Origin of the sequence: Gelidibacter algens, from assembly GCF_001678675.1 — a bacterium.
Classification (GTDB): Bacteria; Bacteroidota; Bacteroidia; order Flavobacteriales; family Flavobacteriaceae; genus Gelidibacter; species Gelidibacter algens.
On sequence record NZ_LZRN01000006.1, the window covers coordinates 98,713 to 114,093 of the forward strand.

10 protein-coding genes and 1 pseudogene are annotated in these 15,381 nt (G+C 37.8%); 3 read left to right on the plus strand and 8 right to left on the minus strand.

The features are described from left to right. Window positions 1–121: 121 nt before the first annotated feature. Entirely contained in the window at window positions 122–1,027 is a 906-nt protein-coding gene (locus A9996_RS04350) for an EamA family transporter (RefSeq protein WP_066431335.1), read from the plus strand. 189 nt (window positions 1,028–1,216) lie between these two features. Here the strand turns inward: A9996_RS04350 and A9996_RS04355 are convergent, their stop codons facing one another. The 3 genes from A9996_RS04355 to aroC form a co-directional block, all read right to left on the minus strand. After that, window positions 1,217–2,029, minus strand: a complete 813-nt coding sequence (locus tag A9996_RS04355) for a sulfurtransferase (RefSeq protein ID WP_066431338.1) — start codon at window positions 2,027–2,029, stop codon at window positions 1,217–1,219. Window positions 2,030–2,041: 12 nt separating this feature from the next. After that, window positions 2,042–3,487 (minus strand): dicarboxylate/amino acid:cation symporter, encoded by a 1,446-nt coding sequence (locus A9996_RS04360; RefSeq protein ID WP_066431512.1) that lies wholly within the window; start codon window positions 3,485–3,487, stop codon window positions 2,042–2,044. Between the two features lie 74 nt (window positions 3,488–3,561). Next, window positions 3,562–4,629 carry a chorismate synthase gene (aroC, locus tag A9996_RS04365; protein ID WP_066431341.1) on the minus strand — a complete coding sequence of 356 codons (1,068 nt, stop codon included), beginning with the start codon at window positions 4,627–4,629 and terminating at the stop codon, window positions 3,562–3,564. A gap of 190 nt (window positions 4,630–4,819) precedes the next feature. On the opposite strand from aroC, the pseudogene A9996_RS04370 reads away from it, so the two are divergent. Next, window positions 4,820–5,673 (plus strand): annotated as a pseudogene (locus A9996_RS04370) (UDP-2,3-diacylglucosamine diphosphatase). A gap of 71 nt (window positions 5,674–5,744) precedes the next feature. Here the strand turns inward: A9996_RS04370 and A9996_RS04375 are convergent. Then, complete coding sequence (locus A9996_RS04375) at window positions 5,745–8,672, minus strand: FAD-binding and (Fe-S)-binding domain-containing protein (RefSeq protein ID WP_066431347.1); 2,928 nt, start codon at window positions 8,670–8,672, stop codon at window positions 5,745–5,747. A gap of 145 nt (window positions 8,673–8,817) precedes the next feature. Between A9996_RS04375 and A9996_RS04380 the strand changes: the two genes are divergently transcribed. Next, complete coding sequence (locus A9996_RS04380) at window positions 8,818–9,330, plus strand: hypothetical protein (RefSeq protein ID WP_066431349.1); 513 nt, start codon at window positions 8,818–8,820, stop codon at window positions 9,328–9,330. A gap of 75 nt (window positions 9,331–9,405) precedes the next feature. Here A9996_RS04380 and A9996_RS04385 read toward each other — a convergent pair whose 3' ends face one another. The 4 genes from A9996_RS04385 to A9996_RS04400 all read right to left on the minus strand — a co-directional run bounded on the left by A9996_RS04385 (window position 9,406) and on the right by A9996_RS04400 (window position 15,373). Continuing rightward, a complete protein-coding gene (locus tag A9996_RS04385; RefSeq protein WP_066431353.1) occupies window positions 9,406–10,425 on the minus strand; it encodes a helix-turn-helix transcriptional regulator in 1,020 nt (339 codons plus the stop codon). 58 nt (window positions 10,426–10,483) lie between these two features. After that, window positions 10,484–11,623, minus strand: a complete 1,140-nt coding sequence (bshA, locus tag A9996_RS04390) for an N-acetyl-alpha-D-glucosaminyl L-malate synthase BshA (protein WP_066431358.1) — start codon at window positions 11,621–11,623, stop codon at window positions 10,484–10,486. Between the two features lie 134 nt (window positions 11,624–11,757). After that, entirely contained in the window at window positions 11,758–14,673 is a 2,916-nt protein-coding gene (locus A9996_RS04395; RefSeq protein WP_066431361.1) for a serine hydrolase domain-containing protein, read from the minus strand. Window positions 14,674–14,887: 214 nt separating this feature from the next. Continuing rightward, window positions 14,888–15,373 carry an ABC transporter ATPase gene (locus tag A9996_RS04400; RefSeq protein WP_066431365.1) on the minus strand — a complete coding sequence of 162 codons (486 nt, stop codon included), beginning with the start codon at window positions 15,371–15,373 and terminating at the stop codon, window positions 14,888–14,890. Window positions 15,374–15,381 lie beyond the last annotated feature (8 nt).

Here is a 15,381-nt window from a genome sequence, read left to right on the forward strand (position 1 = left end):
AAGAATTTATTAAGAGTTTACTAAGTTTCAGTCTGCCTAAGTACATCAGAAACTTCTGTAAATTATAATATTTTACGTGTGATTTTTGGGATACATTTGCCAACTTATTTTAAACATTGCGATGAACTCTAAATATTATGTTGCAGTTATTACCGCCTTTAGCATTTGGGGCTTTTTTAGTGTGGTGCTCAAGTCTCTTGAAGCATTTACAGCATTTGATATTTTGAGCTATCGAACCTTAGGTTCTGTTGTTATTATGCTTTTTGTGTCGTTACTGCTTCGGCCAAAGGCTTTGAAAGCAAATTTAGATTTGTTCAAAGGATTGGGGCAGCTAGACAAACGACGGATTATCATTGTCAACATTCTGAGTGGTCTCTTCTTGGCTTTAAATTGGTATATCTATATCTATGTAATGAACAATGTTAGCGTAAGTGCTACGTCATTGGCCTATTTGATATGTCCTATTTTAACCATGGTGTTGGCGTATGCAATTCTGAAGGAAAAGCTTTTTAAATTGCAGTGGGTTGCTGTGGCATTGAGTTTGACAGGATGTTTGATGCTCTCTTTAGGTAATTTAACTGACTTGTTTTACAGTATGATTATTGCACTTACCTACGCTTTGTATTTGGTTTTACAACGAAAGAATCAAGAGATGGATCGGTTTTTAGTCTTAACCTGTCAGGTTTTTTTTGCGGTTCTTTTTCTTTTGCCATTTATAGTCACCTACGATTCTCCAAATGAAAAAACACCTTTTTTCTATGGCATGTTGGCATTAATCGCGGTGGTATTCACCATTATTCCAATGTTTCTTAATATTTATGCGCTAAGAGGTTTAAACTCGTCTGTTGTAGGTGTTTTTATTTATTTAAATCCGCTCATCAATTTTATGTTCGCCATTTTCTATTTTGATGAAAAGGTCAGTTTTTTGGAAGCGATATGTTATTTTCTCATCCTTGTTTCTATTGTCATTTTTAATTTTTCAGCGATAAAAAACAGGATCAACAGAAGGCGCGCGGCACATATTTAATAGCTGTTATATTCTAGAAAAGAACCAAAACCGCTAACTTAATATATTAGAATCGAGACTCAAACCGCAGATAATACGGTAAAATATCAAACTTAAGGCCGGCTTAATTTTAATTGGAGATGAATGATTCGAAGCTAGGGCATATTCCTGAAATTACCACAGGATTTGGATTACCCTTAGTTCTAGTTGTTATTCCGTTAAAGTTCCATATTCTGTCCAAGAGCCGTCGTAAACAGAAATGTTATTGTAATCAGCTAAGGTCGCTCCGAGCGCCACAACACAAGCTGTTATACCAGAACCGCATGAAAAGGTCAGTGCGTCTGATGGTTTGGCTAGCGTATTGAAGATATGTTTTAATTCATTAGTGCTTTTAAGACAATACTCGTCTATTAGACTTTCAAAAGGTAAATTAATCGAATTTGGAATCGTACCTCTTCTCAAACCGGCCTTTGGTTCATCAACCAGACAATTAAAGCGTTTTTCCGACCGTGCATCAATAATAATTTGAGACTTATCTTGAGTTTCAGCGCTGACATCCTCGAAAGATTTCATCAAATTGTTATCCTTAAGGCCAACAAAATTGCCTTTCTGTCCCTTATATGATTGATAGGGCCCAGTCTTGTATTTGAATTTATTCCATTCAGGAAGTCCACCGTCCAAAACAGCGACATTGTGATGACCAAACACCCTGAAAAGCCACCACGCCCTTGCACTCGAATAAATCCCTTTATCGTCATAAACAACGATAACACTATCTTTATTTATGCCAAGAGTTTGTGCTTCTTGTGTAAACTGCCCTTCTGAAGGACATGTGCTCGGAAAGGGTGCTAAAACATCACTAAATTTAATTTTAATATCAAAAAACCGTGTGTGTGGAATTAGTCTTTCAGCTAAAACAGTTTCAGATACTTCACCTGCTTTTGGAATGCTGGCATTCAAAACAATAAGCTCGGGTGCTTCTAAATTATCTTTTAGCCACTTAACTGACACGATAGGATGCATAATTGCTGATGGTTAAGAATCGAGATCAAATGTTTCCGTTGGGCTTTTATGATCTTTATAATCCATCATGTTTTCGCCATCGGCTATAATAGAACAAACCGTGGCATCTCCAGTAACGTTAACCACGGTTCTGAACATGTCCAGAATCCGGTCCACTGGAAAAATAATTGCAATCCAAGCGGGATTTAGTCCTACAGAATCCAACACAATAATCAACATGACCAAACCTGCACTCGGCACTGCGGCTGAGCCAATAGATGCTAACGTAGTGGTCATCACAACGGTCAATTGCTGGCCAATAGTCAAATCAATCATATGTAATTGCGCCAAGAATATAACGGCAACTGCTTGGTAAAGACTCGTCCCATCCATGTTGACAGTAGCTCCAATAGGGAGTACAAAACTGCTTATTTTTTTGTTGACGCCAAGGTTTTGCTCTACACACTCCATTGTTACAGGAAGTGTTGCTGCACTACTGGATGTAGAGAATGCCAAGGTTTGCGCTGGGCTCATAGCTTTAAAGAAGCCTGCGTAAGGAATTCTTTTAACAAAACCCTTCAATATTAAAGGATAGGTTACAAATATCATGATGAGGAGCCCCGATAGAACCGTCAAGGAATACCAACTCAAGCCTTTGAAAATTTCAATTACCTTTCCAATATCATTACCTGCCATTTTGCTAACGACCCCTGCCAATAATGCAAATACAAAAAATGGTGCAGCTTGCATGACAATATCTACCATTTTGAGGAAGACCTCATTGATGCCATCGACCAATTTTAGCACAGGACCCGATTTATCATCGGGAATAAACAGCAGACAGACTCCAAAGAAAATTGCGAAAAAGATAATTTGCAACATCAGGCCATTGTTGGAGAGTGCATAAAAGAAATTATCAGGCACAATATCCACCAATGGCTGTAAGGGTGTGGATTCCTTTTGCTTACCGGCAGTTTCAATCTTATCTGAAACAGAAACTTCTCTCAAATCCTTTTTGGTCAAATCAGAAATTTCCTGTGCTCTTTTAAAAAATTTAGGATCTTTTAAATAATTGATCCCATCTTTAATTTGATACCCTTGCGAATCTGCCCAGATTTCATAGTTGATCCGGTTGTCTATTCGGCTTTGCTTGTCAATAAGTTCGCCTGGTTTTACCGTGTTTACCAATAAGAGTCCAAGTGAAATTGCAAGAATTGTGGTTACTAAATAGATAAGTAAGGTCTTCCCTCCCATTCTTCCTAAACTCGACGGGTCTCCAATATTAGCAACACCACTTATAATTGAAAATAATACTAAAGGAACGGCAATCAACTTTAATAAGTTGATGAAAATGGTTCCAAACGGATCAATCCAGTTGATGGTAAATGCGCTCCAGCCCATAGTGCTGGAAACTAATGCCCAAATAATACCAAGGACCATTCCGATGATGATTTTCCAGTGTAATGCTAGTTTCTTCATAAGCTGCATTCCTGCAAAGGCAAGAATCTTTTCTATTAATTAATTATAAATTATAAAGCTCAAGGCATCTCAATTTAGTGATGAGACTCCTGCCTGCGCAAGAGCTGGTAGTCTGCTAAAACCAGCGCTGCCATGGCTTCCACAATAGGGATTGCTCTGGGTACTACACAAGGATCATGTCTTCCTTTACCTTGCATTTCTACAATGTCTCCTTTATTGTCGAGAGTGTTTTGCTTTTGGATGATGGTTGCAACAGGTTTAAACGCGACCCTGAAATAGATATCCATTCCGTTGCTGATGCCTCCTTGGATGCCACCAGATAAATTGGTTTTTGTACTACCGTCTTCATTGAATTGATCGTTATGCTCACTGCCCTTCATTTTAGCACCACAGAATCCGCTGCCATATTCAAATCCTTTAACGGCATTAATGGAAAGCATTGCTTTACCTAGTTCGGCATGTAATTTATCAAAGACAGGTTCTCCAAGACCTACTGGTAGATTCTGAATGACACAAGTGACCGTTCCTCCTATGGTATCGCCTTGCTTCCTGATTTCTCTTATTTTTTCAATCATTTGATTGGCAATCGTTTCGTCAGGGCAACGTACAGTATTGCTTTCAATCTTTGAAAAATCTAAATCTTGATAAGGTTTGTCCAAAAAGAGATCCCCTACAGACGATGTATAGGCATGAATCTTCACGTCTTTTAACATTTGTTTTGCAATGGCACCTGCCACAACTCTACATGCGGTTTCTCTTGCAGAGCTTCTTCCGCCGCCTCTGTAATCGCGTACCCCATATTTCTGATCGTAGGTATAATCTGCGTGACTTGGGCGGTATACATCTTTTATGTGCGAGTAATCATTTGATTTTTGATCGGTATTTTTGATGATAAACCCTATTGGGGTTCCTGTCGTTTGCCCTTCAAAAATTCCAGATAAAAATTCAACTACATCTGACTCTTTTCTTTGGGTTACAATATCAGACTGTCCGGGCTTGCGACGGTCCATTTCTAATTGTATGGCTTCAAAATCTAAGGGTATTCCTGACGGGCAACCATCAATAATACCGCCAATAGCGACACCGTGGGACTCTCCAAAAGTGGTGAGCTTGAACAATTTTCCGAAGGAATTTCCTGCCATATATGTTATTTTATGCTAATGTAATTGTATTCTGAGAGAAACAAAAATAGAATTTTAAAACCTTTTTTGACTTTTTAATTGCACAAACGTAACAATTCCTTAATAAAATGCTCATAATTAATTAATTGTGCAGTAACCTTTAAGACATATTTAATTTTTTCCTTTGTCTGCAGAAACTGAATCTAAACCATTGAAATTAAAAAGAAAAGTTGAAGTTGCAGTCATCTCAGATGTACATTTGGGAACTTACGGCTGCCATGCTAAAGAATTGCTCACGTACCTTAGTAGTATAGATCCGAAGAAGCTGGTCTTGAATGGAGACATTGTGGACATTTGGCAGTTTAGCAAGCGCTATTTCCCTAAATCACATTTAAAAGTCATTAAGAAGCTTATAGATATGGCTGCTGATGGCGTTGAAGTGATTTACATTACGGGAAACCACGATGAAATGTTGCGTAAATTTAGTGGGACTTCCATTGGTAATATTTCTATTGTAGATAAAACTGTCTTAGAATTAGATGGTAAGAAAGCGTGGATTTTTCATGGTGATGTGTTTGATGTTTCAATTCAAAATGCTAAATGGCTTGCCAAACTAGGAGGTTATGGCTATGACATGCTTATTGTTTTGAATGGTATCATCAATTGGTGTTTGGAAAAATCTGGAAGAGAGCGTTATTCGTTGTCCAAAAAAATAAAAACAGTGTCAAAAGTGCTTTAAAATACATCAACAATTTTGAAGATGTCGTTTCTGATCTCGCTATTGAAAACAATTATGATTACGTTATTTGTGGACACATCCATCAACCTAAAATGCTGCTAAAGGAAAACAAGATGGGTAAAACAATGTACTTAAATTCAGGCGATTGGGTCGAGAATTTTACCGCGTTGGAATATCAATTTAAGCGTTGGAAAATCTACAATTACCAACATGATAAACTGTCTGCTTTTTTTGGTGATGAGGAGCTAAAAGACATGGATATCAAAGACTTAATTGCAGCAATCACCATTATCGACCCAAAAAAAATAAGTTTTAGGCGGTTATGAATGAGGTGTCACTTAAATTCTATTCTTGTAAAATCTAACTTCGTCAAAGCATCCAGTAATTCATAAGGACCTTACAGAAGTGCGCGTCTCAAAATAGTGATAGGGTGCAACGCCTCTCTTTGTGTGCCATCTTTAATTTGGTGTCTGCAGCTGGTTCCATTTGCTGAAATTACAGTGTCTACTGTGGTGCTTCTTACCGCAGGGAATAGCGTCTGCTCACCCACTTGCATGCTGACTTCGTAATGTTCTGCTTCATAACCAAAACTCCCTGCCATTCCGCAACACCCACTTGGGATAATGGTCACTTTATAATTCTCTGGCAGATTTAAGACCTCGAAACTTGAAAGTTGGTTGCGCAGCGCCTTTTGGTGGCAATGGCCATGAAATTTGATGGTTTTGGTGTTCTGGGTAAATTGTGAGGGTTTAATGTTGCCTAATAGGATTTCTTGTTGGATAAACTCTTCAATCAAAAAGGTGTGTTTCGCTATGCTTCTGGCAGCTTCTTTTTCATCGGCTAACTTTGGATATTCATCCGTAAAAGTTAAAATTGCAGAGGGTTCTATTCCTACCAATGGCGATTCTGAAGAAATGAGCTCTTTAAAAATAGCCACATTTTCATTCGCCACTTTTTTGGCCTGTTCGAGCAGTCCTTTGGATAAAAATGCGCGACCTGATTCTGAGTGCGAAATAAACTTAATGTGGTAGTTTAAACCTACTAATAATTCGATGGCATCTTGTCCAATGGACGCATCTAAATGATTTGTAAACTCGTCATTAAAGAAGTAAACCGTTTTTATATTTTTTGATCCAACTATCTGATTAACATTCTTTTTTATATAGTTATTTAAGCTTTTGGTTGAGATCAATGGCAAGGTCCTTTTTTTGGCAATCTTGAACGTGTTTTTCAGCAATGAGGACGTCAATTTATTATTAAAAAAGAAATTTGTGAGTTGAGGCATTCTACTCGCAAAATTGTTCAAATCATTATTATAGGCAAAGAGTTTTGTCCTTAAAGAGACACCATTTGCTTTTTGATATTGGTACTGAAATTCTGCCTTTAAACTCGCGACATCCACACTGCTAGGACATTCACTCGCGCAAGCTTTACAACTCAAGCAGAGGTCAAAAACCTCTTTCAATTCATGGTGATCGAACTTATTTACTTTTTCCGAATTTGTCAAAAACTCCCTCAGGGCATTTGCCCTGGCTCGGGTAGTATCTTTTTCATTTCTTGTGGCTCTGTAACTTGGGCACATCGTCCCGCCAAATTCAGGGAGTTTCCTGCAATCACCAGAACCATTGCATTTTTCAGCTTCCCTTAGGATTCCTAATGATGCTGAAAAGTCCAATAAGGTTTCTATTTCTGGCTCGACTCTATCCGATTGATAACGCAGATTTTCATCCATAGGATAGGCATCTACAATTTTGCCAGGATTGAAAATATTTTGAGGATCGAAAACAGTTTTGATACGTTTCAGGAGTTGGTAATTTTCCTCACCAATCATTAAAGGTATAAATTCAGCTCTGACAATACCGTCACCATGCTCCCCACTCATGGAGCCTTTGTACTTTTTTACCAAATGTGCCACGTCAGTTGTTATTTGCCTGAAAAGCGCCACATCCCCACTCTTTTTTAAGTTTAGGATGGGTCTTAAATGCAACTCTCCTGCGCCAGCGTGTGCATAGTATATGGCTTTTTGATCATGGCGCTTCATTAATTGTGTAAACTCATTGATATAATTGGCCAGATCAGGTAAGGCTACAGCCGTATCTTCAATACACGCTGCCGATTTTTTATCGCCCACCATATTGCCAAGTAGTCCCAGGCCTGCCTTTCTTAGTTCTACTGCTTTATCAATCTCTGATCCAACCAAAACAGGCGTTGCATAGCTCAATCCTGAATCTTGAATGACTTTCACGAGAGCGTCAGCTTGTTTTTGAACATCTTCAAACGAGTTCGCTCTGACTTCACACATCAAAATCGCCTCTGGATCACCAATAATAAAGGTTCTGTTCTCTGCTTGGGTTTTATTTTGTTTGGTACAATCTAAGATGGTCTTATCCATCATTTCACAGGTAAAAAGATGGTGCTGCATGGTCATTTCTACACTTTGCAAGCACGCTTCTATACTTTCAAAATGTGCTGCAACCATTATGCTTTCACTCGGTGGCAGTAGATCTAGGTGTAATGTAATTTCTGTTGTAAAGGCTAAAGTACCTTCACTCCCAGACAAGAGTTTACACATATTGAACTCTTCTGAAGTTGTACTGAACACCTCACTTTTTAGAAGTTCATCAATGGCATAACCTGTATTGCGGCGGTGGATTTCTGGCTTGGGGAAACTATCAGTGATACGTTGTTGCACGTCTTGTGGTTGAAGCTCTCGATACAGTTCCTCATAGATACGTCCTTCTAAGCTGTTCAGTTTCGTATTCGAAAAGAAATCTTCCTTAGATGTATTTGCAAAGACCGCCTCACTCCCATCACTTAATATGGTTTTCATTTTTAGAACCTTGTCCCTGGTAACGCCATATTGAATTGAGGTGGTGCCAGAAGAATTGTTTCCCACCATACCGCCAATCATACACCGGTTGGATGTAGATGTATTGGGTCCAAAAAAGAGTCCAAAAGGCTTTAAATAGTTATTGAGTTCATCTCGTACAACGCCTGGCTGTAGGGTAACAGTCCTTGCTTTTTCATTGATATCGAGAATTCTGGTAAAATGTTTAGAAACATCCACAACAATCCCTTCTCCAACACACTGGCCTGCCAAAGATGTGCCTGCCGTACGTGGAATCAAGGAGGTTTTATTGACTGTTGCAAAATTAATCAGCAATTTTAAATCGGTTATGGTTTTGGGATATGCCACGGCCAAGGGCAACTTTCTATAAACTGAAGCATCCGTAGCATAAAGCGCTTTCATTAAGTCATCTGTAAAAAACTGTCCTTCCAATTGATCCTTAAGACCTTGTAATTCGGCGCTGAACTCTTTATTCATCTATAGGTGTAAAATTCTGATTAAGACTAATAATAATGGCTTAAAATTAGGTGTATTTTGCCAATTTTAACATAAAGTTGGCGGATTATTTTAGCTTCTATAGCAATTCAAAATGTACATTTGTTAAAACTTAAAAACTCAAATTATGAAAAAAATACTTTTAATTGCTGTTGCATTTGTTGGTGGTACCATGATGATGAATGCTCAGGATATTGCTGACAATGCTATTGGTTTACGTATAGGCGGAAACAGCGATGGTTCTGGTGCTGAAGTTTCTTACCAGCGTGCACTTGGAGATTCTAATCGTTTGGAATTAGACTTAGGTTTCATAAACTCTAATAAGAAAAATGATGAATATGACGGATTTAAACTTGCTGGTATATACCAATGGGTATGGAATATTGATGGCGGCTTTAACTGGTATGCTGGTCCTGGTGCTGGTATTGCAAGTAAAAATTATAATAAATATAGAGGATTAGATATTGACGAAACGCAAACGTTTGTTTTTATAGGAGGAGACGTAGGAATTGAATATAATTTCGATTTTCCATTATTATTATCTCTTGATTTCAGACCAGAATTTGGTTTAGGAAATGACGAGTTTAATAATAATGAATTAGATTTTGCATTAGCCTTAGGTGTAAGATACCAATTCTAAAACGCAACCAATTTTCTTTAAGGAAGATATGACACGAAAAACCATCATTTTAAAAAATGATGGTTTTTTTTATTGTTATTTTTTTAGATGCAGATTGCGATATTCGGTAGGCGTCATCTGATATTCTTCTTTAAAGATTTTAGAAAAGTAGCTGCGACTAGTTAAGCCAATTTTATAAACCACTTCAGAGATATTGAAATTTGTGCCTCTTAACAATGTTGACGCAAGATCTAAACGCACCGTGTTGATGTAGTTGTTAATAGTAGCTTTATATAGAATTTTGAATCCTTCTTGAAGTTTTGCTTCGGTTAGCCCTACTTCTTTACAGATATCACCGATGGTAAATGTCTTTTCAATATTCTGTCTGATATATTGCACAGCCTCTCTAACTTTAGAGACTTCATACTGCCTTAAAACATGTCGGTTTTCTTCGCTCATCAAATCGTCTTGGTACTGTAAAATTTGTTTTCCCAACAATTGATATCCACTACTGATCATAAAAATGGATCTTAGGAGAAAGTTATCTTCAAAATTTTTAATCTCTTCAAACACTTCGGCAAGTGCCAAACTGTAGTAGCCTTCGTGATAAAAACTATTTTTGGCAAGGACATCTCCAAATATAGTGTTGAGCTCAGATTTGATAATTTCTGAAGAACATTCTCCATAAAGCGCAAACTGTTCTCTGTCCATTTCCAAACTGTAAAGGTTGATCTCTTGATCTTTCTTAAACCGTATCACATGACCATTATAATCTTTACTGGCAACAATAGCTTGTTGATATTCATGCAAATCGTGCACTTGAGCTTCATTGGAAAACCTATGATCAAAATTGCCTTTAGTGCAGTACAAAAATTTTAATGGATGGGTTAAATCTTTGACGAACTGAATTTCCACATCCATTTTAAACTGACAATGGTATTCTATAATGCCCAATCCAGATTCAAGCATCATCGCTTTTATATAGCCTGTGCCTACGTTTTCGGTAAGTTCTAGGTGATACTCTCTGCAATGGAGCTGGTAAGATAATTGCAATGCTTCAGCCAAATCTTTGATGACCAAATCCACTGGTAAAGAGTTAACTTTTATCGTAATCATGAAATGAAAATTTTAAGTTTTGGAATTTTGAATGATGGCAGCATTTATATTGGAAGCTTTATTTAGTAAGGGCACATTCTTTTAAAGTTCGAACATAGATGGCTTCATATTGTGGTACGACATTGGTGATCGCAAATTTTGCTGCTTCTTTGGTGGCATTCAACTTAAATGTTTGCAGTCGGTCTTCATCGCTCAAAATATGAATAGCATTTTTTGACATGTCCTCAACATCACTCACATTGCTTAAAAATCCGGAGACACCTTCGATGTTGACTTCAGGAATTCCCCCAGTATTACTAGAAATAACTGGTACTCCTGACGCCATTGCTTCTAATGCTGCCAAACCAAAACTTTCGGTTTGCGAAGGCAATAGAAACAAATCGCTAAAGCATAATATTTTATCAATTTCATTACTGTTTCCAAAAAAGACCACTTTATCTTCAATCCCCAATTTTTCACAAAGACGCTCAGCTTCCAATTTTTCAGGGCCTTCCCCTACCATCATTAATTTTGCGGGCATCGCTTTCTGAATGTTATAGAATATCTTGATGACATCAGGAATTTGTTTCACTTTACGGAAATTACTGATATGGGTGATGATCTTTTCATTATCCTCTGCCATAATACCTCTTTGGCAATCAGTAAATTGTGTTTTATGTCTGCTAAAATCTATAAAATTGGGAATGACATCAATATCTTTCTTAATATCGAATAAACGTAGGGTGTCGTCTTTCAAACTTTGGGAAACTGAAGTGACGGCATCAGATTTGTTGATGCTAAACGTGACCGCTGGTTTATAGAACGGGTGGCTTCCTACCAGAGTAATATCTGTGCCGTGGAGTGTGGTTACAATAGGAACATAAATGCCCTCTTCCTGCAACATTTTTTTGGCCATATAGGCCGCGTACGCATGTGGTATGGCATAATGGACGTGCAAAATTTCTATGCCGTGCAATTTGACCATATCTACCAACTTGCTGGACAGCGCCAGCTCATAGGGTTGGTATAAGAACAAGGGATATTCAGGAACAGTAACCTCATGATAATGGACATGTTCTCCCAACAAATCCAATCTTACAGGTTGGCTATAGGTTATAAAATGAATTTCATGACCACGTTTGGACAGCGCAAGACCCAACTCTGTTGCCACCACACCACTACCGCCAAAGGTTGGGTAACATACAATTCCTATTTTCATGTTTTAGTTTTTAATTGAAATACCTAAATGCACTTAGGGTTCGGGTTTATAAATTTATAAAATTTAAAATTAAAGTTTTTTAACCTTTTAAGAGTGTGGCTGCATACTTTACGTACTTACAACTTGTCCTCAGTTTAATCAATGATTGCTTCGTAGATCAATCTCTGAATTTCAGTTCTGATCCCTTCTTTGAGCAAAATATTATTATTGGCGGTTGGATAGGTTCTGTTTGACAAAAATACATATATAATTTCCTCATCAGGATCAGCCCAAGCATAAGTACCTGTAAAACCGGAGTGCCCAAAGCTAGATAAAGAGACACATCCACAGGTGGGTCCCGCCGTTCCCAATTGCGGTTTGTCAAATCCAACGCCACGTCTTACCCCATCTTCACAGTAATAGCAGGTGTTAAATTTATCAATCGTTTCTGTTTTCAAATACCGTTTACCACCATAAAACCCTTTTTGAAGGTACATCTGCATAATTTTGGCAACATCGTTACTATTGCTAAATATCCCGGCATGTCCGCCTACGCCATTTTGCATTGCCGCACCCATATCATGCACATAGCCCTGAATGGTTTGGTATCTGTAATAATCATCTTCCTCACTAGGCACCAATTGTGAATTACTAAATTTTGAAGCGGGATTATACGTGGTATGGTTGGCACCCATAGGTTGGTAAAAATGTTCTTGCACCAACTCATCCAATCCTTTATTATAATAACGTTCAATGTATTTTTTCAGAATAAAATAAGGGAAGTCGCTATACCTGTAACTCAAACTTGGTAATAAATCAGTATCCCTTATTATTTTTTGGATGGTGTCAGGATAATCGTGTCTTAAATACATCTCCTCTGCTACCTTAACGTTGAACATCGGACTGGACTTTCTTCTGTAAAACTTAGGATCTGGTTTTTTGTTGGCATCAAGAGTAGCTGTGTAAAAAGGGATCCAAGGTTTCAATCGCGCATAATGTGATAACATTTGTTTTAAAGTGATATTTTTTTTGTTGGAGTCTCTATACTCAGGTAAAATTTGAGACAGCTTTGTTTCTGTAGAGACAATGCCTTTCCCTTCCAGTTCCATCAGTAACGGTAAAGTTGCCAGAATCTTTGTCAGCGAAGCTACGTCATACATATCATCTAAATCCACCATTTCATTGCCGTCATAGGTGTGTTTGCCAAACGCTTTGTTATAGATGACCTTGCCTTTTCGTGCCACCAAGATTTGTAACCCTGGTGCTGCTTTATGAGCAATAGTAATATTGGCCATAGAGTCCAATTTTTTCAATTTTTCTGAACTCATCCCTACCGATTCCGGAAGTCCATAACTTAATGACTGTAAGCTATTATATATATACCCGACACCAACCTTAAAATGTTCAGCGGTCGAAACGGGTAATGTGCCTTTTGCAGGAATGGCTCCAAAGATAAGTTGGGCCGATTTGCGCATGGAAATTTCACTGTTTTGATAGCTCACCACGATGCCCTCAATATTTTCTATAGAATGTAAGTCGATAAGCGCATAAGGACTTGCAAAAACATCTAGAATAACCGTGTTGGTGCGTGCCATTTCATAAAGCCAAATCATTTCCTTATCTGAAAATTGATAGGGTTTCCATGGATTGACGTTCGACTTATGAAGGCCCACAATCACTGTATTGTAATTTTGAAGTTTGGTCAGCAGCTCATCTAACTTATCAGCTTTAATGTGATGGACCTTGGTATATTTTCTCAATTCCTCAAGATAGGCGGAGTTATCAAGAGAATCACCCAGTTCTACATAGGCTATTTCTTTTGTTGCCAAATGTCTTAAAGGCAGAATTTCCTTCTGGTTACGCACCACTGTAATGGCATTTTCAATAAGTTTTTCGTAAAGCAAATCATCTTTCAATCGGTTGAGATCTTCTACCAAATTTGCAGTCCCTATAGGTATGTAATCCTGAAGGCCCACTTTGTATTTGGCCATTAGTATTTTTTTGACAGAATGTGCCAATCGTTCTTCAGTATAAACATTGTTTACATAAGCGTCCACCATTTTATCAATGGCGATAGGCACGTTTTCAGAAATTAAAAGTACATCATTGCCCGCCAGAAAAGCCGCAAGATCAATATCTCCAGGTGTACTGAAATTAGACACCCCTTTCATTTCTAGGGCATCAGTGAAAATAAGTCCTTCAAATTGTAAGCGCTCCTTTAAGATATCTGTAACAATATGTTTTGATAAAGAGGAAGGTGTTCCTTCTATAGGCTCTAAACTCGGTACGTTTAAATGGGCCACCATAACACTGGATAAGCCTTCACTGATCAGTTTTTTATAGGGGTAGAGTTCAATGGAGTCGATCCGTCTTTCATTAAAATTAATGGTAGGCAGTGTTTTATGACTATCTGTATCTGTATCTCCATGACCAGGAAAATGTTTGGCGTTTGCCAGCACTCCGGCACCCTGCATTCCTTTCATAAATGCCAAGGCTTTGGCGGTCACATTGTCTCTATCTTCTCCAAAAGAGCGGTTTCCGATAATTGGATTTTTAGGATTGGTATTAATGTCTACAGCTGGCGCAAAATTAAAATGAACACCAATACGCTTGCAATGTTCCCCAAGTTGATGGCCCATTTGCTCTATCAGAGTGTTATCTTTAATTGCGCCAAGTGTCATATTATATGGAAACGCATAAGTAGAATCCAAACGCATGCTCAGGCCCCACTCGGCATCCATACCTATCAACAGAGGCACTTTGGAAATGGCTTGGTATTGGTTGTTTAGTTTTGCTTGTTTAACAGGACCACCTTTAGAATAAATGAGCCCTCCAATGTGATAATCATTAATAAGCTTGGCAATCTCAGTTTCATTAGATTTGCTGTTGTTGGACAGTGCCCTAGCCATAAACAATTGCCCTATACGCTGACGAAGATTCAACCCGTCATAAATGCTATCCACCCATTTTTGTTGTGCCACTGCATCTGTTGTTGCTAATGGATTTTTAGAGTTCTGGGCTGAACTCGGAAAAATATAGAAACAAAAAATGAGGGAGAATATAAAGCGCATATAGATTAGGTATTTTAAGCTAAGTAATCAATTTAGATACGGTGGCAAAGTACCACTTTTACTCGTAAGCCTATAAAATTTTAAGATAGTTTTATAACGAGCCTCAGCAATTAAATAGCTTGAAATTTTAGACAGTATTTTGTAGAAAAAAATTGGTATTCAATGCTTTAAGAGAATAGAATTCAAAAAAGATACCTCGTAAGAGATGAATAGTTTAATTTAAGAAACGATTGTGCCAACTTTCACTTGCAGGGACTTCCCAATTCTCATTAAATTCTGCAATGTTGATGACCAAATTATTGAAAACAATGGTGTTTTTTGAAACTGCCTTTTCCTTCGCCATTTTTTTGAAATCCAATAGTGTTTTATAGGCAATGAAATCCCCCTGTTTGTAAGACACATTCATCTTGTCCATAAGGTCTACATTGTAATCTTTTTCCAATTGCTGAACAAAATGCACCGAAGCATCAATGCTGCAACCCGTGGCCTTGTTTAAGTTTTGATTTAAAGCAAAAACGATAAACCGCTTGTACTTGATAAGATATCCAGACCGTAAATCACTACCATGTGCGGTCCAGTTTGTAATAAAGGTATCTATTTTAGATTCTAACTCTACAATCTCTTCATCTGTAAATGAACGATTGGCTTGATAGATCCAAACTCTAGATTCTTCAGGTAAGGTATTAAAATCGACTAGCATATTTTTGT

Excerpts from the sequence above, each read along its gene's own strand:
- A9996_RS04380 (WP_066431349.1), top strand. The coding sequence starts at position 8,818 with ATGAAAAAAATACTTTTAATTGCTGTTGCATTTGTTGGTGGTACCATG.
- A9996_RS04355 (WP_066431338.1), bottom strand. The coding sequence starts at position 2,029 with ATGCATCCTATCGTGTCAGTTAAGTGGCTAAAAGATAATTTAGAAGCA.
- A9996_RS04395 (WP_066431361.1), bottom strand. The coding sequence starts at position 14,673 with ATGCGCTTTATATTCTCCCTCATTTTTTGTTTCTATATTTTTCCGAGT.
- A9996_RS04360 (WP_066431512.1), bottom strand. The coding sequence starts at position 3,487 with ATGAAGAAACTAGCATTACACTGGAAAATCATCATCGGAATGGTCCTT.
- bshA (WP_066431358.1), bottom strand. The coding sequence starts at position 11,623 with ATGAAAATAGGAATTGTATGTTACCCAACCTTTGGCGGTAGTGGTGTG.
- A9996_RS04375 (WP_066431347.1), bottom strand. The coding sequence starts at position 8,672 with ATGAATAAAGAGTTCAGCGCCGAATTACAAGGTCTTAAGGATCAATTG.
- A9996_RS04385 (WP_066431353.1), bottom strand. The coding sequence starts at position 10,425 with ATGATTACGATAAAAGTTAACTCTTTACCAGTGGATTTGGTCATCAAA.
- A9996_RS04350 (WP_066431335.1), top strand. The coding sequence starts at position 122 with ATGAACTCTAAATATTATGTTGCAGTTATTACCGCCTTTAGCATTTGG.
- A9996_RS04400 (WP_066431365.1), bottom strand. The coding sequence starts at position 15,373 with ATGCTAGTCGATTTTAATACCTTACCTGAAGAATCTAGAGTTTGGATC.
- aroC (WP_066431341.1), bottom strand. The coding sequence starts at position 4,629 with ATGGCAGGAAATTCCTTCGGAAAATTGTTCAAGCTCACCACTTTTGGA.